Here is a 23,756-nt window from a genome sequence, read left to right as displayed (position 1 = left end):
TTAATTCAAGGAAAGAATAGAGCTTGCTTGACGGCCTTCCATTCAGATTGCTGGTAATGAGCAAACTGCTGTACCCCTTTAATACAGTTTTTTGCAACCTCCTCCAGTCAGTCTTCTAAAGCAGGTTCATCTGGTTGCTCGATCATTTTATGTGTTGGAATTACTTGAGAAGATCCTTCAAATTTCTTAACTGGCTGGTTTGGTGCGGTGATATGAAACAAATACCATCGATTGGTAATCTGAACAGTTTGAGGAGACCGCCTCAAGAATTCCTTTTGCACATTTAACAGAACCATCCCTCGTGCCAATTTTATGATGGGTGGCGTTGAAGCCAATCTTTCACCGTATCCACTGTGCGGCTCTCTAAGAGAGTGATGGGTTTTCACAGAGGATACTCCCACGCTGTCTTTTATACATAGCCCAGTCTCCGATTTCAAACACTACAGTTTCAATAAACGACAGGGCTTCCTCTTTGCGAATGAGATACCAAAAAGCATCGGCACTAAGCGGTGCCCGTATTGAATAGATTTTACTAACATCTTCCACGAGTAATGAATAAGCTCTATCTATTTTTTATAGAGCACTTTGTAAATCCATTTTCAATTCCTCTCAAGATAATGGTGTACTACTATAATTACCCATAAGTCCATCACAAAAATTACGGAATAACCGCTAAAATACCCAATATCAAAGGTTGAAAATTCCTAAGTCTTCAGTATCAAACATTCCAACTCAATTAAGTGAGATGATGGGGTTACTCATAGAATTATTTTTATAAAAAGTCAAAAGGTTTCGGCAAAACCTACAATTACTAGCTTTAATCGTTAGAACTGGAGCTAGCATGCCCATTACCTTCTTTAAGACTTCAGTTTCTTCCTTTAACCGAAGTTTTTTTTTCTGTATAGCGGCTAATTCCTTCGGAGTCATGGACTCTTCTTCGTGCGCCCGGCATGGGTGCAATCTAAAGGGTGTGAGTCCCGAGCCATGAAGGCAGTAGTAATGGTTAGCTTAATGCAAGGATGTCCATGGTGACGTGGAATCTGAAGGAAGCAAGCGGCAAACCTCCGGTCTGAGGAACACGAACTTCATATAAGGCTAGGTATCATTGGATGAGTTTGCGAAACAAAACAAAGTCCTTACTGCCGAAGGTGGTACAGAGTAAATGAAGCAGATAGATGGAGGGAAAGATTGCACTCTTACCCGGGGAGGTCTGATGACAGCCAAGTACACTTGGTAACCTGTCCAGTGATGGACAGCTGAATCATCAGAAGTCATAGTACTTGTCTACTCGAGAAGATAAGAAAGGACCGAACAGATTGAGGAGGACGGATACTAGGCGTTCGTTATTTTGCGAAGAAGCAAACAATTCCTAACGGAACTTATTTGAAGGAAGAAGTGGTGAATACACGGGGAACTTCAAAAGGGCGGAGCAGATAAAGGCACAAATAGACCATCTCGTCCACGCAGGGAAAGGATATCAACGATGTTAATGGAACAGATACTAGAGAGGGAAAACTTAATACAGGTATTGAAGCGTGTAGAAAGAAATAAGGGAAGCCATGGTGTAGATGGAATGCCGGTTCAAAATCTGAGACCGCACCTCGCAACCGAATGGTACAACATGAAAACTGCCCGTTTACAGGGTACCTATCGACCGCAGCCCGTCCGTCGTATCGAAATCCCGAAACCAACGGCGGAGTTCGGCTATTGGGTATTCCAACCGTTCTAGACCGTTTCATTCAACAAGCCATTGCCCAAATATTGACCAAGATATATGACTCAACCTTTTCGGAGAATAGCTATGGATTTCGCCCTAACAAACAAGGGCACCAGGCGGTTCGGAAGGCAAAGTCATATATAACCGAAGGTTATACATGGGTAGTGGATATGGACTTGGAGAAGTTCTTCGATAAAGTGAATCATGACAAGCTTATGGGAATGTTAGAGCGGAAAATTGAAGATAAACGAGTTCTCAAACTGATTCGTAAATTCCTTCAAGCAGGAATTATGATAGACGGACTTTTTCATAAAAGTGAGGAGGGATCTCCACAAGGAGGTCCGTTAAGTCCTTTATTATCTAATATCATGTTAGACGATTTAGATAAAGAACTAGAGAAACGCAATCTTCGATTCGTAAGGTATGCGGATGACAGTACTATCTTTGTGAAGATACGCAAAGTCGCCAAACGTGCAATGGGAAAAATCTAAAGCTTCATTGAAAATAAACTGAAGCTAAAGGTCAACTACGAGAAGTCGAAGTATGATCACCCTTGGAACAGAACGTTTCTCGGTTTTAGTTTCACGAAGTCAAAGAAGAACCCGAAGGTTCTACTGGCTAAACAAACGGTGAAGAGAGTAAAGAAACGAATCAAGGAAATGACCTCGAGAAAATTACCGATACCCATGAAACTCCGAATAAATAAGTTAAAGCAATACCTTAGAGGTTGGATGGGGTATTTCGCCCTCATTGATACTCCGAACGTATTGAAGAATTTAGAGTCATGGATTCGAAGAAGATTCAGGATGTGCCTATGGAAACAATGGAAATTGCCAAGAACGAGAGGGAGGAAACTCAAAGGATTAGTCGTCCCATTTGGAAAAGCATATGAATGGGGAAATAGCAGAAAGGGTTATTGGCGCATAGCACATAGTCCTATTCTAGACAAAACCTTAAATAATGATTATTGGCACCACCAAGGGTTAGTAAATCTATATGAACGATATACAAAACTACGTCAGACTTAAACTGAACCGCCGTATACCGAACGGTATGTACGGTGGTGTGAGAGGTCGGAGGCTAGCGCCTCCTCCTACTCGATTAAACCAATATGAGTAAATTCTTTAACCTACTAATAAATGGTTACTTCTGATACACCATATTTGTTGCTTAAGCCCTTACCGAATTATCCGAGTGATTAATATCTACAACAGCCTTCTTAAATAAACGAATGCATCCTCTCAATTGTATATTTAAAATGTGTCCATGAAAAACTATACTACCTTTAGTAGAAATAAGCTAAAATATTTTAAGTATGATGTGAAAGCCAAAATGAAAGATTGTTTAACACTTTACAGCACTTTTATATCCTGGTGGAAAAGTTATTGACATAGGAATAAATAGGTGGTAATTTTAGCTTATATAATTCGTTATAAAGAACAGTTAGTTCTTAAAATAGTAGGATAAAAATGTTCATTCATACGTTGAGGGAGAGACGCTCATCAGAAGATTTTGAACACAAATAACTCAAAGGCAGTTGCTGACTGGTCGGATGAAGAAAGGATGAATTCTAATGCCCCTACTTCAAATGAGAGAAATATGGACACCCTTAAAATTAGTTGGGGTTAAGTTTTTTAGATCAGATGATAGTAGTATTTTCATAAAGCTATTTAACCAACATCGAAGGAAGATAAAGTAATATGTTTCAAATAATATAGGACATGTAACTAGTTGGTGGTAGTGGGTATCAATAAAAATATCGGATACTACTACTTTAATTTAATAGAAGTCTAGAATGAGAAGAATATAATACTACTCTATAAATTTTATATACATAACAATATAAGCAGGAGGAAATCATGAGCGCTATCATTGGTATTTATCATATAAATGAAGAGCCGGTAAATCTCCAGCATGGTCATGTATTAATGACTGCTTTAGAGAAGTACCCTGCTGATTCTATTCAAACCTGGCATTCAGAAAAGATTTTTCTTGGGTGTCACGCTCAATGGATTACTCCTGAATCTGTAGGTGAACAGCTTCCGTTCCACGATTCTGAAAGGCAATGTACAATTACCGCTGACGCTATTATTGATAATCGTGAAGAATTATTCGACAAACTACATATTAGTAAAATAGATAGAAGTATTCTAACTGATAGTCAACTTATTCTACTAAGCTATCAAAAATGGGGTGAGGAAGCTCCTAAGTATTTAGTAGGTGACTTTGCATTTATGATTTGGGATCAGAAAAAAAGAAAGTTATTTGGGGCAAGAGATTTCGCAGGGAGTAGAACGCTATATTATCACAAAAGCCATGAGAAATTTGCTTTTTGTACAACTATTGAACCTCTTCTTAAATTACCATATATCGAAAAAAAACTGAATGAGCAGTGGTTAGCGGAGTTTTTAGCAATTCCAGGGATGAATGATACGGTAGATCCCTTTTTAACCGCCTATAATAAAATTGAACAAGTACCGCCCGCTCATACTATATCAATAGTAGATAATAAAGTAATGATTTCGAGATATTGTACAGTAGGAGCTAGTGATAAATTGCACTTGAAATCAAATTCCGATTATGAAGAGGCTTTTAGGGAAGTTTTTCAAAAAGCAGTGACTTCGAGATTACGGACACATCGTAAAGTGGGAGCTAATTTAAGTGGTGGATTGGATTCAGGGTCGGTTGTCAGCTTTGCTGCAAATACTCTCCGAAACCAAAACAAAAAATTATATACCTTTAGCTCTATCCCTATTGATGAATTTGATGATTGGACCCCAAAACAACGAGTAGCAGATGAGAGGCCACTTATTAAATCTACAGTTAATCATGTTGGAAATATCAATGCTAAGTATTTAAAGTTTGAAGGCCAAAGCTCATTATCAGTAGTAGATGAATGGCTAGAAATAATGGAAATGCCCTATAAGTTTTTTGAAAATTCCGTCTGGGTGAAGGGGATATATGAAGAGGCTAACAAGCTTGGAATAGGAGTATTGTTAAACGGTGCAAGGGGAAATTTTTCAATTTCTTGGGGACCGACTTTTGATTACTATGCCTTATTATTAAGAAAAATGAGATGGATCCGCCTTTATCATGAAGTAAATTCTTATAGCGAAAATATGGGAGTAAAAAGATCGAGAGTAATGAAAGTGATTGGAAAAAAGGCTTATCCTTTTCATCCTAATATCAAAGCAAATAATCAAGATGATTCGCCACTATTAATTAATGATGATTTTGCTCGGAGAACTAAAGTTTTTTCTAAACTAGAAGAACAAGGAATCAATATAATGGGCGTTAATCCTACAAATATTAATGAGATTAGGAAAAATCACTTTGGTTATCTGAATATGTGGAATACAACGGGAACAAGTGGAACTAAATTATCCTTGCTGTATTCATTACAGGGACATGACCCTACGAATGATTTACGAGTTATTCAATTTTGTTTATCCCTTCCTTTTGAACAATTTGTGCAGAATGGTGTAGATCGATCACTCATTAGACGATCCACAAAAGGGTATTTGCCTGATGACATTAGATTAAACCAGAAAACTCGGGGAGTTCAGGGTGCAGATACCATTGCTAGAATGCTCCCAAACTGGAATGTATTTATTGGTGAGGTGGAACAGCTTAGTCAGGATCCGTTTATAGCTAATTTTTTGAATATGGGAGCAATTAAGAAGGCACTTAACAAGTTTCGTACAGAACCCCAGCCTAATGTTGCCTTTGATTCTGAATTTAGAATTTTAATGAGAGGTTTAATTGTTTATCGTTTTCTTAAAAAGCTATGTTTATGATGATGGTTGATAAAATAGAATCAACCATATAGTTACAGAGCCTATTAAATAACCTTATTGAAGGGAGGTGACAAAAATGAAAAAAGAATGGCAAACTCCAAAATTAGAAGTACTTAACATTAACATGACTATGGGAGGTCCTGGTGTAACCATCCCTGATGGTGTGCAGAATGATCCAGATGAAATGGTTCACCATAGTTAATTAAAGATTTGATTGTTTTCCCCTAGTAATAACTGCCCTTATACAATTTTTAAGGTATAAGGGCTTTGGTTAATTTCCTAGTATATGGAGTGAAAGAGATGGTAGAGATTGTACAAAATATAGGTTATAGAGCTTTCGGATTGAACCTTTTTAGTGAAATACCCCTTCCTGAAGTACCCAGACTCGGAATTTTCAAGGACATGACCGATGTGGAAATTGAATACGGGGATTTATCAGAGCTTTGGGAGAAGCAAGTTCTTTTGCCAAAACAAAAATATGTTGTTGAGGATCATATGGTTATGTTTCAAGTTCCCGGCATTGCCATATTTAAGATTCAAGAAGGAAAGAAAATTACCGTTTCACCTATATCAAATTCTGATGAGGATCATGTTCGACTATATATTCTTGGAACATGTATGGGGATTATCTTACTTCAGAAAAAAGTGATACCTTTACATGGAAGTGCAGTAAATATCAATGGGAAGGCATATGCGTTCGTTGGTGATTCAGGAGCTGGAAAATCAACACTTGCTGCCGCTTTTTTAAAAGAAGGATTTCAACTTTTAAGTGATGATGTTATCCCTGTTTCTCTATCAAAAGACAATAAACCCTTTATAACTCCCTCATATCCACAACAAAAACTATGGCAAGAAAGTTTACAAGTTTTTGGAATAGAAAAGAAAGGTTACCAGCCTTTATTTGAAAGGGAAACAAAATTTGCTGTACCAGTTACGTCTAGTTTTTCAAATGAACCTTTACCATTAAGCACTGTATTTGAATTAGTAAAAACAGAGCATGGAGAAGTTACACTACAAAAAATAAATCAACTAGAACGTTTCCGAACTTTATTCTGTCATACATATCGTAATTTTCTAGTCCCACGATTAGGCTTAATGGAGTGGCATTTTATGGAGTCGGTAAATATTTTAAATAAAATCCATATGTATCAATTGCATCGGCCTAACACAGGATTTACAGTCAATAATCTTGTATCTCAAATATTAGAAAATATAAACGAGGAGGATTCTTTATTTTGAAAACAAATCAAATTACGTTAGAAAAAGCAATTGTACAAAGGGAAGGTAACATCGTAAGTGACATGGATGGAGAAAAAGTGATGTTAAGTGTTCAAAAAGGAAAGTATTATAATTTAGGAACATTAGGTGGTGAGATATGGGATCTAATGAAGCAGCCCATTACGATTCATGATTTAGTTACAACCTTACAGTCTCAATATGATGTAGCTCAAACCGAGTGTGAGGAACAAGTCACGGACTTTATAAATCAATTGTTAGAGCAAGGCCTAGTTAAAATAGAAGATAGCATTAATTCCTAGTATCATGAATTTCTAGCTCTAGGAGGAAACAATGAATATCACAAAGAAAGCGCGGAATTTTCTTCGGTTGAACTTTAAAACAAAGCTGCTGCTTATTGAGGCATTTTTACATTTAGGTAGAGCCCGTTATCTTAAGAGCATCTCATTTTCAAAAGTTGCTCCTTCACTAGGTGAACAAATGAAAGAGACATCATATACCTCCAATTCATCGAATAATGAGGTTTTAGCCAGTATATCGCGAGCTATTCATATTATGAGTCGGTACACTTTTTGGGAAAGCCAATGCCTTGTAAAGGCAATTGCTGGTATGAGAATGCTGGAGAAAAGAAATATAGATAGTACTCTTTATTTAGGTACAGCTAAAGATGAGAATGGAGAACTCATTGCACATGCTTGGTTACGTAGTGGTCCTTTTTATATAACCGGTGCTGAAGTGATGGATAGGTTCACGGTCGTTTCTAAATTCGCTAAAAAGAACAGTAATGAAAAGCTGAAAGAACAAGAATCTAGTTAACGTCCTCGATACCTATTTTAAGAGGGGGGACGTTTAACACGATTTTCTCCGGAAACGGATTTATAATAGCGTATATAAATTCTACGAATCACCAACCCCATTCGGATTCTATTTTATCTATTAGGTAGAAGTTCTTATAAACCTATAATGTGCCCCAATACCTTTCCTTCAAATGTCGTAATTAAGCAATAAAGCAATATGCATTGTAGACATTCGGGATAACAAAGAAACAAGCTCTGCGATAGGAGGATATGGTTTTGAAGCATCTCTTGCATTTTATCAAGCGGATACATGATTATTCAGGGAAAATTCTTTATATCAATCTTATTTGTATGATTTTAATAGGTTTATTAGAGGGTGTAGGAATTTTCTTATTAATCCCGTTGATTGGAATGACCGGTATTTTAGATATTAGTACAGTGGAAGTTCCTTTTTTAAGTTGGGTTAATGAATTATTCTTAGGAATTCCTGAAACGATTAGTCTTTTATTGATACTGGGAGTTTACGTGTTGTTAATGGTTGGACAAAGTATTTTTAAGCGGAATCAAACAATCCTGGGAGTGAAAATCCAGCAAGGTTTTATTAGGCATTTAAGAGATGAGACCTATGGAAGTTTACTGCAAGTAAATTGGGGATTTTACCTGAAAAAGAGGAAATCTGATATCATCAACATCATGACAAATGAAACCTTCAAAGTGAGTGCGGGTATTAATTTAGTCTTACAGTTTTTATCTTCTATTATTTTTACTTTCATTCAAATCGGTATTGCGCTTTATTTATCTGTTACTATGACTAGTTTTATCATAGTTTTTGGATTGATCCTAATCTTCTTCTCCAGGAAATTTATCAAAAAGTCTCAGTCTTTAGGAAAAGAAACTTTTCAACTAACACAAACATATTTAGCGGGTATGACAGATCACCTTAATGGCATGAAGGATATCAAAAGTAATTCATTAGAAGATTCTCATTTGAGTTGGTTTCTTTCCTTAAGTGAAAAAATGGAAAAAAACAGAATCAAGTTAACTACAGTAAATACAACTTCTCAAATGATCTTCAAAGTTGTTTCTTCATTATTAATTGCGATTTTTGTCTTTTTTTCGATAAAGATGTTCATGGCCCAGCCAGCGCAATTAATGTTGATAATGGTTATTTTTTCAAGGTTATGGCCAAGGTTTACAAGTATTCAATCTAATTTAGAGCAAATAGGATCTACTCTTCCATCTTTTAAAGCATTATTAGATTTACAAAACGAATGTAGAGTTGCGAGAGAGTTATATGAATCCGATTATAAAAATATCAAGCCTATTGAAATTAAACGAGGGTTAGATTGTCGTAATGTGTATTTTAGTTATGATCAAAGTGAGAGTACGTATGCCCTTAAAAATATAAACGTACACATTCCCTCTAACCGGATGACGGCTATTGTAGGGCGATCGGGTGCCGGAAAAAGCACCTTAATAGATATTTTAATGGGGTTGAATCAACCTAATAGGGGTGAAGTCAGAATAGATGATACTCCCCTTACTAATGACCGCTTATTATCGTTGCGGAGGTCCATAAGTTATATTCCACAGGATCCATTTCTTTTTAATGCAACAATAAGGGAAAATTTGCTGATCATTGACCCTCATGCAAGTGATGAATCCATATGGGAGTCTTTAGAGTTCGCTGCAGCTGCCGATTTTGTCAGAAAGCTTCCTCAAGGTTTGGATACACTCATAGGTGATCGAGGTGTCCGCCTGTCAGGAGGAGAAAGGCAGCGTCTAGTACTAGCCAGAGCGATTCTGCGTAAACCAGCCATCCTTGTTTTGGATGAAGCAACAAGTGCGCTGGATACCGAGAACGAAGCAAAGATTCAATCCGCTATTGAAAGATTAAAAGGAAAAATGACCATCATTGTAATAGCTCATCGATTATCGACGATTCGCAATGCCGATCAAGTGTTGGTCATGGATCAGGGAGAAATTATTCAGGTCGGTGAATATAATCAATTAGCGAGTGAAAAAAGAGGGATGTTTAGCAATTTATTAGGGATCCAAATGGAATCAAGTGTGTAAACTCTAAAATATATAATAAACAGTCAGGTTACAGCCATATTATGGTTTGTAATGCTGGCTTTTTTTCTTAGGGAAAATTAATTAAAACAGAATCATTATTACTAGTAAAGTCAATTGATACGAAATATTATTTCGCTATAGCAAATATAGTTAATTATAGGATTATATCTCTATTTTTTTAATAAAAGTGTTTAAAGAAAGCGCATTTTACCTGAGTTATATATTGTAATGTCACTTTTTGATGAATGATGTGGAAAAATGACATAAAAAAACGAATAATATTATGAGCAATTGTTAAGATTTTAAGTATAATTAACATTAATAATATAGTATTAAAGTAGGGGGATTTTTTTTGAGGACATGATGGTTGAGCGTCATGGAAACAGAGAATCAAAAAGTCTTTTTCAATAGATTTATTAAAAATGAAAGAATATATTCTTGAGAAAAGCAAACCTATTGAAAAGTAGGGACGCAAAATTACAGGTCTAAGGCTAAATGCTATGGCGGCTGTGTTACCACAAATGGGGCGGGATTTGTCATGAAAGCGAAAAATGAATTGGAAGAATGGGTTTATTTAATTTTAGAGGCTAAAAATTTAGGATTATCCATTGAAGATGTGCGGGAGTTCATTGTAGGTAATAGAGAAAAAAAGTTCATAATGAGTTAATAAATATTTACATTATGGAAGACTGATATTCAGTCTTTTTTTTATGGACTTTTTTACCAAAAATATATGAAAGGGTATCCTGAACAATGAATCATGGACACAATAATAAAATGCAACGTAAATGAGAGGCATTTTTATTATGGATGAACCTGCAAATATTATGAAGGGAATCATATGGGAACTTTATTCAGTCTGCCCTTGTGGTTGTCATTTTTCGGTTGGATCAAAATTATAATGAACTTTATAAGATAAGAAATTAAAGACTCGGAATAAAAAGATACACTCATTGGTGATCGAGGAGTTCGACTGTCAGGAGGAGAAATACAGCGCGGGTTTAATATTAGGAAAATGGGGTTTTAGGCATCACACAAAGACAGTTGTTTTTGTGTGATGCCTGCATATCCATCAAATATCAGTTGGGTAAGCCCCACTAAAACAGGCTATACAGCGACTGCTAGTTTCTCCAAGATCTACATCTACTGCCTCTAATAACCCTTCGGTGCTTAAAAAGGCTAATGAATCTGCCCCGATAACCTGTCCCATCGCTCGTTCGTGTTCGTGTTTGTTGGCAAATAGTTCTTCCTTAGTTGGCATATCCACTCCATAAAAACAAGGGTTTCTAACCATAGGTGAACTAATTCTTACATGGACTTCCGTGGCACCTGCTTGCCGAATCAATTGGACAATGCGCTTGCTTGTCGTTCCCCTAACAATCGAATCATCGACTAATACCACCCTTTTTCCTTCCAAGATTTCTTGCACAGCGCTTAATTTCAGTCGAACAGCTAAGTCGCGCAATTCTTGCGTGGGCTCAATGAATGAACGACCAGCATAAGGGTTTTTAATAATCCCCATTTCATATGGAATTCCTGATTGTTGGGAGAAACCAATGGCGGCAGGGACACTTGATTCGGGAACTGCAACGACAACATCAGCCTGTGTCGGATGTTCTTTTGCCAGAATTTGACCTAATTCCTTTCGGATTGCTAAGACACTTCTTCCTTGAATGACGCTATCTGGACGGGCAAAATAGACAAATTCAAAGGAGCAAAGGGAAACCTTACCTTTTTCCGCAAATCTTCCAGTTTGAATTCCATTTTCATCTATAAGAAGCCATTCACCCGGTTCAACTTCCCGCCAGAACTTAGCATCAACTGCATTTAAAGCGCATGTTTCTGAGGAGGCGATGATTGATTCGCCAATTTTCCCAAGGCTAAGCGGACGTAACCCATGACGATCCAAGGCAATTAGCATTTGTTTTTCAGTCATTATAATCAAGGCAAATGAACCGTCGATACGTTTAAGCATATCAGGTGCGCTTTCTGCGAAATGCTTTTTACTTGAACGAGCTATTAAGTGGGCAATAATTTCAGTATCGGTTGTTGTTTGAAATATGCTTCCCTGCTGTTGTAACACATCCCGTTCTATCCTTGCATTTACGAGGTTGCCATTATGAGCAACAGCCAAGTCCCCCTCGCTATATTTAAAAACGAGGGGCTGTGCGTTTTGCAGTAAACTTTCACCAGAAGTTGAATATCGTACATGACCAATGGCCATATTTCCGCTTAACCCATCAAGGATGTCCCGTGAAAATACTTGGGTAACTAATCCCATTCCCCTGTGACTCCTAAATGATTTCCCATCACTAGCCACAATTCCTGCACTCTCCTGACCACGGTGTTGAAGTGAATGTAGTCCGTAATAAGTTAATTCGGCTGCTTTGGGGTGATTAAACACTCCAAATACCCCGCATTTCTCCTGCATTTCTGCATCCATTTTTCTCTTCCTCTCGTTGATATCCTTTTTGTTATTTTTGGCAAAGGGTGAATTTCTATCCTTTTTATTTACTAATAGGTAAATGGATATGGTTTAAACAAATTGCAGCCCAAAAAACAGTTCTATGAACAGGTAGGGATAATTGCTTTGCATTAAGAATGAATACCTTGGAATAAAAGACTTGTTGGTAGAATTGAATATATTAATTAAGGTACTTTGTATGATAAACTATATAGTGAATAATACCTAAATGTTTTCGGCTGTATGCCGATATAACTATAAAGATCAAGCAAAGGGACTTCGCGGAAGGCGATGTCAGATAGCTGCCATCAAAATAAAAGGAGATTATTTGATGACAAAACACAAATTCATTACGTTCGAGGAAGTTTATGAAAAGAAACAGAGAAGCAAGAAAATTTTTATTGGGACTTATATCACCATTACTTTAGTATTGATTTCATTGATGACTTATTTAATGGGGCAATCATAGAGGGTATCGAAGGGGCTGAGGAATCGCCCCTTTTTTTGTTTTTTTCATTTGGATCTTACACCAAATGAACTGCATCTATTCAACTGATGATTTTAATATTCCGTCAGTTATGAACTTTTTGTGATCATTTCTTTTAATATTCTTTAAAAATTCAGATTTTACCGTTTTGTAGATTAATTCCGCTTGCCAATCACCACTTTATATGTGATTATCAAATAAAAAGAGCTATATTCCTTATTTTTGAAAAAAAGGATTAGGACAACAGTATGAAATGGTGGCTCAATTATATTGGAGTGGAGAACATTCGAATGGATTTTTTTGATATTTTAAAAGACACTTTTGCCAAAGGAGAGTCTGGGCAGGATGTTACTGTAAATGAACTGGTGGAGGAGATTAAGGAGAAATTAAGCGGGATCATGGAAGAACCTGATAGTATATGATCCGTAGATACTACGTCCCGGGTTTGCTCGTTTTATGGGCGATGGTCATCTTCTTTTTTTCCTCGCAAACGTATGAGGAGCAAAGCATTTCCCCTTTATTGACACAGTTCAATACGCCGTATTGGTATGATAGATTAAGCGGCATTTCATTCATGTATGGTGGCGTTGAAGTGAGTGCCCAAACAGCAGGGGTGAATGGTTTTCTGGAGTTTTTCCTTCGGAAGGGTGCCCATCTTTTTATCTTTTTTGTGTTTGGATTATTGACATATGGTGTTTGGCGCCGTTTTGTGAAGAATCCTGTTCTTTCGTTTCCAGGCGCTTTTTTATGCATCCTTTTTTATGCAAGTGCTGACGAGCTGCATCAAAAACTAACAGGTGGCCGAACTCCCTTGTGGCAGGATGTCATGCTGGACACGTTTGGCGGTTTGCTGGGAATATTCTTTTTTCTTTTCTTTTATCGATGGAGAAGTCCTAGAATCTGAGAGATCCTTTCACATAAACTACTAACCATATGCTTTCTTTTCGAGTGTCCGCACAGGAAAAAGTGAATGAAAACAAGTAAAAGCAGTGGATTTCGCAAGTGAAATCGCACTGCTTTTAGTGTTTCTTAAGGATGGAAATCTTTTTATTCCATAAGTCGATGGCTATGCAGATTCCAATGTTAACTCAATAAATTTTTCAACCGCTGGGGATTGCCATTTTTTCGGCTTGACGAGTAGATGTGAGTAAATCGGCTCAAATCTTTCATTATGTTCAATAATATTTAAGGATCCTTTTCAATCTCGTTTTTTACCGTGATGTAAGGCAATACGGAAAAGCCTAAACCACTCATTACAGCTAATTAACATGCCGAAGTTAGAGGGATTGAGACTGACTGCATAAAGGGAATACAACAATTATTTAATAAACTGGCATGCGGTACCTCAAAAGAGAACGGCTTTGTCTAATAACATGCTTCTTTTTTATCGTTTTCCCCTATATATATAAATGAATGATAACCTGTGAGGGTGATTGATGAGTGAGGAGACAGAATAAGGTTCCACTGGGAGCATTGGCGATTATTCTCCTGGCATTTGCTGCAGGGGCTTGGATCATTTTTCTTTGGCCGAGCGGCTCAAAAAGCGTGGTGGAAGATTTTTATGAGTATGAAAGCGAAGCGGAGTTCGGGAAGTCCTGGGATTTGTTAAGTTCTGAAATGAAGCTGCGTTTTCCTAATCGGGCAGATTATGTGCAAAACCGCTCCCATGTGTTTTTACAGCATATGGATGTGGATACCTTTCAGTATGATGTTGGCCAAGTTAAGAAAGTGAAGAACTGGAGTCTGGATAAGGATGGAAGGGTGCATAAAACGGCCTTTAAAATTCCAGTTACACAGGTCTTCAATTCTCGCTTTGGGGTGTTTACATTGGAACAGGATTGCTATGTCGTTAAAGAAAAAGGCGAATGGCGTTTGTTATGGAATTATCAGTTTGAATAGATTCCTCTCCTTTTTCAGGCACAAGTTCGTTTTAGTGAAAAGGGAGAGGCGATGCTCTCGTATAATGATCCAATAGGTCTGCTTATCATGAAACATATTTCATTCTTGAGCGATCACTGATGGCTTTCAGAATAAACATTTTGTCCTGTGTGCTTAGCATAGCCCAGCTGCCTGCTTTGATTTTCAATTAAATCCACTCCTTTTGTTCAGGATTATTTATTATGGTTGATGAATGATGGTTGATGGAATTCCGGGTCCAAAGAATAATAGTGTCAAGTGATGAAAGGGGCAAGGGGAAATGTAAGTATCAGCTCCTACTAGATTATACCGTTTTTTCATGCCTAATAAACAACAAAAATTCCAACAAATCTCTACAATTGGTGTTCGTTTTTTGTCAGATTATTGGACGGTTAAAATGAAAAAGCTGTCCGGGCCTGCATCCCGACAGCTTTTTCATTTTTTCTTATTTGATGGATAATTGTTCTTTTAATTCGGATTGAACCTTTTCTTTTTCCTCATCCGACACAATATAGTAGTAGATTCCGTCGATTTTCGTTCCTTTGCCATTTATGGATGATTGGGTAATGCTTTTGCTAGCGTCCCTGTAGTTCTTTTGGATGTCCATCATGTCATCAAACGTCAAATTCGTCTGGATATTATTGCCTAGTGCGTCGAAGACATCATTGTATTTCGTCAGAGAGGAAACACTCGCACCCTCCCTGATGACAGCCTCGATGATGGAACGTTGTCTGGACTGACGGCCAAAATCACCATTAGGATCATCATGCCTCATTCGTGAATAGGCTAAGGCTTCTTTCCCATTAAGAGTATGCGAACCTTTCGCAAAATGAATGCCATCGGAGGTGAAGTCCAAATCGTTTTGAACAGTCACTCCGCCGACTGCGTCAACGATATCTTTGAATCCTTCCATATTGATCTTCATATAATAGTCGATCGGGATATCGAGGAAGTTTTCAACAGTATCCATGGACATCTTCGCGCCGCCGAAGGCAAACGCATGGTTGATTTTATCCTGTGTACCATGACCGACGATCTCAGTCCGTGTATCACGCGGAATGCTTAGCATTTTGACTGACTTCTTTTGTGGATTGACCGTCAAGACGATCATTGTATCTGAACGGCCTTTGTCGCCATCACGTTCATCGACACCGAGCATGAGCATCGAGAAGGGCTCCTGATCCGATAGTGCCAGGTCTTTTGTACGTTTATCCGTGTTACGGTCTATGGGTGTATGCATTGAGTCAACGGTTTTAGTTAGAGCGTTCCATATGGAGTAGGCAAACGCTCCCCCTGCTAATATGAAAAGTAGGACAATTATACCGACTACCTTCAGCCAGGTCCGTTTCTTTTTCGTCTTTTTTTCATGTCTCATATTTTACTTCCTTCCTCTTTTTGTAACCACCTCATCTATTATATTTAAATTCACTATAAAAGAATAGTATATTTTGTTATTTTATAATACTTTTGACATATACCAGTGTAACTGTGTACTATGTAACTAGAACAATAATGAAGGGGTTGGGAAGTTGAATTCGTTTAAAGGTTTAATGAAAAAGGAGTGGCTGATCGGGAAATCCACACTTCTCTGGCTATTGGTTGCACAGGTTGGCTTAGTGTTGATTGCTTTATTGGCATCCAGGTATTTGGAAGTTGCAGGTCTTTTTTATATGTGCACATGGATAATCATGTTCTTACAACCATTTATTATGTTCTCTTTGATTTTTGGATGTTTGAATTATGAGGGGAAGACGCAGTTGTGGATTCATAATCCCCAGTCTGCGGCGATGCTGCTTGGAAGTAAATTATTGTCAAGTGTGCTGTTTCAGGTGGTTTCAATTTTATTTGCCTGCTGTTTAGTATTTGTGGCTTTTAGGGTTCCGACCAGTTATTTTCAGCAAGACTTTCAGGTGAAAAGTTTTTCGGGATTAGTAGGCTTGTTACAGATAGGCGGGGTTATGACGGCGGTCAGTATTGTCATTGCCGTGCTAATGATGTTTTTATGGGTAGTGTATCATGCACTCGCAAGGATTCAGCTTATTAAAAATATTCGTTGGCTGATTGTGTCGCTTCTGTTTATAGGTATGGTTTTGGTGAAAAATTGGGTTGGAAATACCAAGATATATATGAAACTGGATGATCTATGGGCTGTACCTGCTTTTAACGGTTCGTCGTTTAGCTTGTCTCAAGCCAAGTTGGAGTTTTATCTTGAAGGTAGAGAGAATATTTCGCTTTTGACAAGTGGGTTGGATGTTATCGCATTAGTGATATTGTTCCTCGCTTCATGTTGGCTCTTGGACCGAAAGATTGAGGTGTAAAGGATGTCGAAGGATTTTCATGCTTCAAAACCGATTTATTTACAGGTTGCCGATCGAATTTGTTATTCAATTGTACGGGGTGAGGTAAAGAGTGGGGATAAGCTGCCATCGGTCCGCGAAATGGCTGTCGAGATGGGTGTCAATCCGAATACGATCCAGCGTACTTATACCGAGATTGAGAGGGATGGAATTGTGGAGACGAGAAGGGGGCAAGGTACATTCGTTAAAAATGATCCGGTGCTGATTGCATCATTGCGTACCCGGATTCAAACGGAAGTTATCGAGACATTCGTTGAAAATATGAAAGAAATCGGCTTGTCGAGAGAAGAAATGCTGACAGCGGTACAGCAATTTCTGAAGAAGCAGGGGGATGCAAAATGACGGTTGAGCTGCATGATGTAACGAAAAAGTATGGAAACATTACTGCCCTTGATGGTGTTTCACTCACGTTTGAAGTGGGGAAGATATATGGGGTGCTGGGGGCCAATGGCAGCGGTAAGTCAACATTGCTCAAACTGATTGCCGGACTCGCGAAACCGGATCATGGAGAGGTGACGGTCGATAGGGTGCCGGTAAGCAGGAGGACGGCTTCTGTTGTTTCTTATCTGTCAGAGCTTGATTTTTTCTATACCAATTTTACCGCAGGTCAGTATATTGATTTTCATGCATCGCAATTTGCTGATTTTAACCTGGATAAGGCAATTGAAATGCTGGCATTCATGAAATTGGATGTCCGGAAGAAGGTCCGTACGATGTCGAAAGGTAATCGGGGACGGCTTAAATTAGTGCTGGCCCTGTCTCGGGAGGTACCGGTCGTGCTATTGGATGAACCATTCTCAGGGTTGGACGTTATGGTTCGGGAGTCGATAGTACGGAGCTTGCTGTCTTATATCGATTTTGAAAGGCAAATGGTTATCATGGCCACTCATGAAATCGAGGAAATCGAGAAAATCCTTGATGAGGTGATCGTGATCAAGGATGGTAAGGCCATTGGAAAGGAAGAAGCTGAGGATCTCCGCGAAAACGGTGGGAAATCGGTAATCGGGTGGCTAAAGGAAAAACATAGGTAAATGTCATGCTCCAAATTTCCATTTGGAGTATTCTTTTTTTTTCCTGACATACGAGCAGACTTTCAGGTTATGAGGGAGTGCAAGTCTGTTTTGCAAATGGGAGGTATATAAAGATCTATTGGCTGCTTCCAAGGATCCTTTTCAATTCTGCTGATCGAGATGAATTTGCCGTTATCCAGTGTGGAAGCGTTTGGTTAAGCAGTAGAGGGGAAATGACGGAATTATTAAGTAACTTGGAAGAAAGGCCATTTCGTTCAATAAGGTAAATGATGAAGTAACTCCGGGGAAAATTCCGGAGTTTTTTTATTAAAAAGGAAGGCCCTTTTTTAATAGTTTAATAGAATGGAAAGAGTTTTTTTCATAACATTTTTCTAGGCGTACGACGATTTACTACAAAATGGGTGATTAGCAGAGTCCGTATTAGAAAGAAGGCGCATATATATGCAGTACGGATATCACTAAAGTATAAATAACTATTGGAGGCTAAAGGAAAAATGGAAGAGACTGTTGGTTTACCGTACCTTGAAGCTTTAACAGGGAAATTTGTCAGGGCGTTTAAAGGCGGGCCTGATTCTAGAGAAGGCAAGCTTTTAACAGTGCAGAGCGATTATATCGTGATTCAAACAGAACAAAATCAACTCGTATATTTCGCCATCGAGCATTTGAAAATTGTTGTGAGGAATGCGAAAAAATCTCAACTTGATTTATGTTCGATCAACGAAGAAGAAACAGTATTTCCAGCAAATTTTTTAGGTATGCTGGAATCACTTCAAACTAGCTGCATTCAAGTGAATGGCGGCGGTCCGGCATCAAAAGTTGGCCGGGTTGTAGATGTAAAAGAGGAATTTTTAATTTTATCCAGTGAGAATGACGGGCTTGTTCTATACCCGATTTCCCATATTAAAAGTGTAACAGTGCTGGAGCTGGCGGACAATGAGTTATTGCCTCAATTTGGTGACGGTACAGAAACAATTAACGGCTTACTATCACGGTTAGTCCACAATTGGGTATCCGTCAGTGCTGGAGGACCTAATAAAGTTGAGGGCATCCTGATGGAAGTTACTGACAGCCACCTTATCGTTGTTCATCATGAAGAATTATTTTATGTGACAACGGATCATATCCAATTCGTAGTTATAACTGTACAGGTAAATGAAAATCGCGAAGCAGAAGCAGAAGGTGCAAACTCTGCAAATGGAGGCACTTCAGCTGGAGGTTCGTCAAAAGGAAGCAGTTCAAGCGGTTCATCATACAAAGGCAAAGGTTCGTCAGATGAAAGCAGCAGTTCATCAGACGAAAGTAGTAGTTCATCAGACGAAAGCAGCAGTTCATCAGACGAAAGCAGCAGTTCATCAGACGAAAGCAGCAGTTCATCAGATGAAAGCAGCAGTTCATCAGACGAAAGCAGCAGTTCATCAGACGAAAGCAGCAGTTCATCAGACGAAAGCAGCAGTTCATCAGACGAAAGCAGTTCTTCAGATGAAAGCAGCAGCTCTTCTGTTGAAAGCAGCAGCTCATTCATTGAAAGCTCTTCATTGGATGAAAGCAGTTCATTTATTGAAAGCTCTTCAAGCAGTTCATCATATGAAAGCTCTTCAAGCAGTTCATCAAATGGAAGTTTAGGGCGGGGACCTCGAGTAAATACGTTCAAGCAAATATGGATTGAGAACTTAATCAAAGCAACATCCCAAAACCCACGGTAAAAGAAATACCAAACAGGTACAGCAACCAATATGGAGTTGTTGTGCCTTCTTATGGAAAGTGGACATGCAGCTTTTGCTCATGATGGAAGATGTTTCATTCTATAAAAATTTTTAATGACGATTTTATCCGTTCAAATGCTATTTGGAACTGACAAAAAAATGGCCAAGCAACCATTCTAATGACAGGTAACCTGGTTTCATGTTGGAACAAAGCATACTGTTTGGTTTGATTGATTTCAATAGAAAGGAGGAAGCAACGCTTGTTATCAAAACATATAGGTCAGTATATAGAACTTGAGCTCGCAGGGAATATACATGAAGCGGGGATTTTAATTGAAGCAAGCTCGGACATCATCGTCTTGTATACTGGAAAAGTGTACCGTTACATTTCATTCAGGCACATTAAGAATTTTTCCTTTCCAATAATCGAAGAGGAGTTTGGGTCGGGAGGAGAGCCTGAAATCGAAGAGACATCGTTCCGAAAATTGTTGATGAATGCGAAGGGGAGGTTCGTTGAAATCCTGCTCACGAAAAAATACTCGGTTCATGGCTATATCGTGGGAATCATGAATAACTATTTCGTCTTTTATTCGCCTGTATTTAAAACGATGTTCATCTCGATGGATCATTTGAAGTGGCTTTCGGTTTCAAATGATGATAAAGGCCCTTACGGTTTGAATAAATCAGAGCAACTGGCACAGGTCTCATCTTTAAGCTGGGCCAGGACATTGGAGGAACAGATGAAAAAGCTGACCAATAAATTGGTGGTGCTCGACTTAGGGATGCATCCGAAGAATATTGGTAAGCTCAGTACGGTGAAAGATGGCATCATTGAGATGGTGAATGCTCATGGGGAGGCGGTCTTTGTCAATTTGAGACATGTCAAAAGCTTTCATTTCCCACAATAAAAAAACTCCGGGTATAAAGCGATCCGGAGTTATTTCTTTTTCTCGATATTTTCATAGACCGATGCCAGGGCTTGTTCAAATTTCCCGCTCTTTTTCGGTTTGTAATATTTTTTGCTGCGCAGTTTATCCGGTAAGTATTGCTGCTTCACCCAGCCATTCTCGTAGTCATGCGGATAAAGGTAACCGATGCCGCGTCCGAGATCTGTGGCTCCTTTGTAATGGGCATCCTTAAGATGGTCCGGTACATCTCCGCTATGGCCGCTGCGAATATCGGAAAGCGCTGCATCAATTGCGACAATGGCCGTGTTCGATTTAGGTGATAGGCATAACTCGACCACTGAGTTGGCAAGTGGAATCCGGGCTTCAGGAAAACCGAGCCGTTCAGCGGCTTCGACTGCAGCAAGGGCCCTAGGACCAGCCTGAGGATTGGCAAGACCTATATCTTCGTAGGCAATGACCACCATGCGGCGGGCAATGCTGACAAGATCGCCGGCTTCGACCAAGCGCCCCAAATAATGAAGGGCTGCATTCACATCACTTCCGCGAATTGATTTTTGGAAAGCCGACAGAACATCATAATGGGCATCTCCATCCTTGTCATGTGAGAAGCTTTTTTTCTGCATGCATTCTTCGGCAATTTGCAGATCTATATGAATCGTTCCGGACTCATCGGGTTCAGTGGAAATGACGGCGAGCTCAAGAGCGTTAAGGGCACTGCGGACATCTCCGTTTGAAGCAGTCGCGAAATGGGTAAGGGCATCAAGGCTGACATCCGTTTCATACGCACCAAGCCCCCGCTCTTCATCATGAAGTGCCCGTTCCAGAGCTGTAGTTATATCATTGGTTTCCAAGGATTTGAGCTCGAAAATCTGACACCGGCTTCGGATAGCCGGATTGATTGCATGATAGGGGTTGCTGGTCGTTGCACCGATCAAGGTAATCATCCCGTTTTCAAGGTATGGCAATAGAAAATCCTGTTTTGCCTTATCGAGTCGATGAACCTCATCAAGCAGCAGAATCACTTTACCGGACATCTTAGCCTCGGCTGCCACGATTTCCATATCCTTTTTATTATTGGTCACCGCATTCAGCGTCCGGAAAGCAAACTTCGTGCTTCCGGCAATCGCACTTGCAATCGATGTCTTGCCAATTCCCGGAGGACCATACAGAATCATGGAAGAAAGCTGCTTGGCCTTCACCATCCTTGCGATAATTTTCCCTTCACCGACCAGATGCTCCTGCCCGATGATCTCATCAATCGATCGAGGCCGCATCCGGAAAGCAAGCGGTTTAATATTCATTGCGCACCTCTCCTTTTAATATAAAGGTATCACAACTTATGGGGAAAATGCGCTGATTATGCTGTGATGCAGTTGAATTAGTATTTAATGCGCACTTCAGGCAGCTAATTCGTCCTACAGGAAAATAATTCGTCCTTCATACGAAATAATTCGTCCTACACATCAAATAATTCGTCCTTCACACCAATTAATTCGTCCTATCCTCAATAATCGAACGTAAAAAGTAAACTCTTCCTTTGGTGTTGCCGGAATGATGTAATTTTAATGAAGTTAATAACTTTTTTGCACTTGATGGAGATTTGAGTTGGAGGAATTGCCGGAATTCGCTGTTGGTAATGGTAGGTTTAACGAGGAATACATAATCCTGAAGAGCGGAGATGTGGGCATCATGGGAAGAATGCAAGCATGTACGGCAAATCCACTTTCTTAATCGTCTCTCCATAGAAAATGCATAACATTTATGGCAGTATACTCCGGTTTGAAGGGTGGTAAGGGGGATTCCATAACTTTCCAAAATATTTGGAATATAAGGTGTATGTTCGTCGAGCAATATAGTAGATATTCTTTTCATATTTTTAGTTGAAAGGATTTTCTTTTTATATTTTTCTTTGCATTCTGCAATTTTTATAAGAATACTATCTTTACGTATCACTTTTCTATGAATATCTCTGTTCTCAGCTCGTATTATCGTTGATGAATTGGCGCTGACGACTATTGTTTCTACTGGGAGATTGATGATTTTTTTAAATTTCAACCATTCAACTAGCTGTTGGCGCTGCCGGTTCACTTGCAGAATTGGATCATCAAAAGCTTCTGTTTTTCCATCTGGATTTGTGCGGATAAGTTGATTGAATGTGTTGTCGAAATAGATTTCACCAGCCATGTTTTTCACTTCAATAATTAATAGAAAATAAGAAGTGAGAATGAGGATGTCGATTTGGAAGGGGAAGGGTGATCCAATTAGACGGAGGTCATGAAAAACTAGATACTCTTTTTCAGGAAGGGCATTTAGAGAGGATATGACTCTATATTCCCCACTATATCCAGCTTTGATTTTTTTGATGTCTGAGTTTAATATCGGTTGCTTAGCATGATCAGGTGGTAAGCGTCTCATTAGAGCTTCTATCATATGTACTTTTAAAGGTATCTCACATTCTTTTATCATCATAGTAACCACTCCTTAATAATAGAAATATTCTCTATTAATGATAGGTTTCCTGTATTTTTAGTAAAAGTAAATGTGTCAAAGAACAGAACTTTCATTTGAAAAATGTAAGTTGTCTTACAAAGAAGTTAATTCGGCCAAAATGCGGGATAATTCGTCCTTGGCGTAAGACAATTCGTCCTTGATGGATAATAATTCGTCCTTGGCACTGGATAATCCGTCTTTAACAATATATTCCCTACCTCTCCTATTAGGATAATTTGACAAATGAAGGGAGGTTGAATGCATTTCTGGCGGGAATATGCTATAATTTCAAAAGAATTTAGAAACGGATAAATAATTTGAGGTGTATATGTATGAAGATATCTACTAAAGGCCGTTATGGTTTAACGATTATGATCGAGCTTGCTAAACACTATGGAGAAGGCCCGAAAAGTTTGAAATCGATTGCCCAGACGCATAATCTGTCGGAGCATTATTTGGAGCAGCTGATTGCGCCGCTACGTAATGCAGGGTTGGTGAAGAGTGTCCGTGGTGCGTATGGCGGATATGTCTTGTCTAAAGATCCTCAGGAGATTACTTCGGGTGATGTCATTCGCGTATTGGAAGGGCCGATTACCCCTGTTGAAGGAATTGAGGATGAAGAGCCGGTGAAGCGCCAGCTTTGGATCCGGATCCGCGATGCTGTGAAGGATGTATTGGATAATACGACGCTTATGGATTTGGCGAACTATAAGGAAACGGGTGAAATCAACTCTTATATGTACTATATTTAAGTGATCAGCAATGCGCCTATTATG

The 23,756-nt window shown here is 38.9% G+C and carries 22 protein-coding genes, 2 pseudogenes and 1 riboswitch; of the genes and pseudogenes, 18 read left to right on the top strand and 6 right to left on the bottom strand.

The genetic code is table 11. The annotated features are described in order from the left end of the window. Nucleotides 1–107: 107 nt before the first annotated feature. Nucleotides 108–386: a hypothetical protein gene (locus UP17_RS17165; protein WP_061464183.1), complete on the bottom strand. Its 279-nt coding sequence runs from the start codon at nt 384–386 to the stop codon at nt 108–110. 1,097 nt (nt 387–1,483) lie between these two features. Between UP17_RS17165 and ltrA the strand changes: the two are divergent. The 8 genes and pseudogenes from ltrA (at nt 1,484) to UP17_RS26815 (ending at nt 10,290) form a co-directional block, all read left to right on the top strand. Then, nucleotides 1,484–2,745 (top strand): annotated as a pseudogene (gene ltrA / locus UP17_RS17155) (group II intron reverse transcriptase/maturase). A gap of 831 nt (nt 2,746–3,576) precedes the next feature. Beyond that, nucleotides 3,577–5,514, top strand: a complete 1,938-nt coding sequence (locus tag UP17_RS17150) for an asparagine synthase-related protein (protein WP_061464181.1) — start codon at nt 3,577–3,579, stop codon at nt 5,512–5,514. Nucleotides 5,515–5,590: 76 nt separating this feature from the next. After that, nucleotides 5,591–5,716 carry a paeninodin family lasso peptide gene (locus UP17_RS27775; protein ID WP_155727351.1) on the top strand — a complete coding sequence of 42 codons (126 nt, stop codon included), beginning with the start codon at nt 5,591–5,593 and terminating at the stop codon, nt 5,714–5,716. 98 nt (nt 5,717–5,814) lie between these two features. After that, complete coding sequence (locus tag UP17_RS17145; RefSeq protein WP_061464180.1) at nt 5,815–6,753, top strand: phosphoenolpyruvate carboxykinase (ATP); 939 nt, start codon at nt 5,815–5,817, stop codon at nt 6,751–6,753. Further along, complete coding sequence (locus UP17_RS17140) at nt 6,747–7,052, top strand: lasso peptide biosynthesis PqqD family chaperone (RefSeq protein ID WP_061464179.1); 306 nt, start codon at nt 6,747–6,749, stop codon at nt 7,050–7,052. The genes UP17_RS17145 and UP17_RS17140 overlap by 7 nt, the downstream gene beginning before the upstream one ends. A 31-nt stretch (nt 7,053–7,083) precedes the next feature. Beyond that, nucleotides 7,084–7,566: a lasso peptide biosynthesis B2 protein gene (locus UP17_RS17135; RefSeq protein ID WP_061464178.1), complete on the top strand. Its 483-nt coding sequence runs from the start codon at nt 7,084–7,086 to the stop codon at nt 7,564–7,566. Between the two features lie 257 nt (nt 7,567–7,823). Then, on the top strand, nt 7,824–9,623 hold the full coding sequence (locus tag UP17_RS17130; protein WP_061464177.1) for an ABC transporter ATP-binding protein: 1,800 nt from the start codon (nt 7,824–7,826) through the stop codon (nt 9,621–9,623). A 436-nt stretch (nt 9,624–10,059) separates the two neighbouring features. Next, a riboswitch (cyclic di-GMP riboswitch) is annotated at nt 10,060–10,143 on the top strand. 18 nt (nt 10,144–10,161) lie between these two features. Then, nucleotides 10,162–10,290 (top strand): anti-repressor SinI family protein, encoded by a 129-nt coding sequence (locus tag UP17_RS26815; RefSeq protein ID WP_081109023.1) that lies wholly within the window; start codon nt 10,162–10,164, stop codon nt 10,288–10,290. Nucleotides 10,291–10,695: 405 nt separating this feature from the next. On the opposite strand, the gene purF is transcribed toward UP17_RS26815, so the two are convergent. Beyond that, nucleotides 10,696–12,066, bottom strand: a complete 1,371-nt coding sequence (gene purF, locus UP17_RS17125) for an amidophosphoribosyltransferase (RefSeq protein WP_061464176.1) — start codon at nt 12,064–12,066, stop codon at nt 10,696–10,698. 352 nt (nt 12,067–12,418) lie between these two features. On the opposite strand from purF, the gene UP17_RS27770 reads away from it, so the two are divergent. The 3 genes from UP17_RS27770 (at nt 12,419) to UP17_RS17120 (ending at nt 13,478) form a co-directional block, all read left to right on the top strand. Further along, nucleotides 12,419–12,556, top strand: coding sequence for a hypothetical protein (locus UP17_RS27770; protein ID WP_155727350.1), 138 nt, complete (start codon nt 12,419–12,421; stop codon nt 12,554–12,556). Nucleotides 12,557–12,864: 308 nt separating this feature from the next. Further along, a complete protein-coding gene (locus UP17_RS29315) occupies nt 12,865–12,996 on the top strand; it encodes a YwzD family small protein (RefSeq protein ID WP_284149537.1) in 132 nt (43 codons plus the stop codon). Then, nucleotides 12,993–13,478, top strand: coding sequence for a VanZ family protein (locus tag UP17_RS17120; RefSeq protein ID WP_061464175.1), 486 nt, complete (start codon nt 12,993–12,995; stop codon nt 13,476–13,478). Before UP17_RS29315 ends, UP17_RS17120 begins: the two co-directional genes overlap by 4 nt. Nucleotides 13,479–13,640: 162 nt before the next feature. Here the strand turns inward: UP17_RS17120 and UP17_RS28945 are convergent. Further along, nucleotides 13,641–13,831 (bottom strand): annotated as a pseudogene (locus tag UP17_RS28945) (LysR substrate-binding domain-containing protein); the annotation flags it as partial. A 183-nt stretch (nt 13,832–14,014) separates the two neighbouring features. On the opposite strand from UP17_RS28945, the gene UP17_RS17115 reads away from it, so the two are divergent. Continuing rightward, nucleotides 14,015–14,473 carry a hypothetical protein gene (locus UP17_RS17115; protein WP_061464174.1) on the top strand — a complete coding sequence of 153 codons (459 nt, stop codon included), beginning with the start codon at nt 14,015–14,017 and terminating at the stop codon, nt 14,471–14,473. Between the two features lie 463 nt (nt 14,474–14,936). Here UP17_RS17115 and UP17_RS17110 read toward each other — a convergent pair whose 3' ends face one another. Then, complete coding sequence (locus tag UP17_RS17110) at nt 14,937–15,866, bottom strand: polyisoprenyl-teichoic acid--peptidoglycan teichoic acid transferase TagU (protein ID WP_061464173.1); 930 nt, start codon at nt 15,864–15,866, stop codon at nt 14,937–14,939. A 154-nt stretch (nt 15,867–16,020) separates the two neighbouring features. Between UP17_RS17110 and UP17_RS17105 the strand changes: the two genes are divergently transcribed. From UP17_RS17105 to UP17_RS17085, 5 genes are all read left to right on the top strand, one after another. Further along, complete coding sequence (locus tag UP17_RS17105) at nt 16,021–16,809, top strand: hypothetical protein (RefSeq protein ID WP_061464172.1); 789 nt, start codon at nt 16,021–16,023, stop codon at nt 16,807–16,809. A 3-nt stretch (nt 16,810–16,812) separates the two neighbouring features. Next, nucleotides 16,813–17,190 carry a GntR family transcriptional regulator gene (locus tag UP17_RS17100; protein ID WP_061464171.1) on the top strand — a complete coding sequence of 126 codons (378 nt, stop codon included), beginning with the start codon at nt 16,813–16,815 and terminating at the stop codon, nt 17,188–17,190. Next, nucleotides 17,187–17,879, top strand: a complete 693-nt coding sequence (locus UP17_RS17095; protein ID WP_061464170.1) for an ABC transporter ATP-binding protein — start codon at nt 17,187–17,189, stop codon at nt 17,877–17,879. Before UP17_RS17100 ends, UP17_RS17095 begins: the two co-directional genes overlap by 4 nt. Before the next feature lie 494 nt (nt 17,880–18,373). Beyond that, nucleotides 18,374–19,582 (top strand): hypothetical protein, encoded by a 1,209-nt coding sequence (locus UP17_RS17090; RefSeq protein WP_061464169.1) that lies wholly within the window; start codon nt 18,374–18,376, stop codon nt 19,580–19,582. Between the two features lie 260 nt (nt 19,583–19,842). Next, a complete protein-coding gene (locus UP17_RS17085; RefSeq protein WP_061464168.1) occupies nt 19,843–20,490 on the top strand; it encodes a hypothetical protein in 648 nt (215 codons plus the stop codon). Nucleotides 20,491–20,519: 29 nt separating this feature from the next. Here the strand turns inward: UP17_RS17085 and UP17_RS17080 are convergent, their stop codons facing one another. Together UP17_RS17080 and UP17_RS17075 are read right to left on the bottom strand one after the other, a co-directional pair. Then, complete coding sequence (locus UP17_RS17080; protein WP_061464167.1) at nt 20,520–21,791, bottom strand: replication-associated recombination protein A; 1,272 nt, start codon at nt 21,789–21,791, stop codon at nt 20,520–20,522. Between the two features lie 187 nt (nt 21,792–21,978). After that, nucleotides 21,979–22,959: a nuclease-related domain-containing protein gene (locus UP17_RS17075; RefSeq protein ID WP_061464166.1), complete on the bottom strand. Its 981-nt coding sequence runs from the start codon at nt 22,957–22,959 to the stop codon at nt 21,979–21,981. Between the two features lie 353 nt (nt 22,960–23,312). Between UP17_RS17075 and cymR the strand changes: the two genes are divergently transcribed. Beyond that, nucleotides 23,313–23,732, top strand: a complete 420-nt coding sequence (cymR, locus tag UP17_RS17070; protein WP_061464165.1) for a cysteine metabolism transcriptional regulator CymR — start codon at nt 23,313–23,315, stop codon at nt 23,730–23,732. The last annotated feature ends 24 nt before the right edge of the window (nt 23,733–23,756 follow it).

The sequence above is a fragment of the Peribacillus simplex genome (genome assembly GCF_001578185.1).
Taxonomy (GTDB): Bacteria; Bacillota; Bacilli; order Bacillales; family DSM-1321; genus Peribacillus; species Peribacillus simplex_A.
Note: the sequence above shows the minus strand (reverse complement) of the source record. Positions and strands in the feature narration are given on the sequence as shown.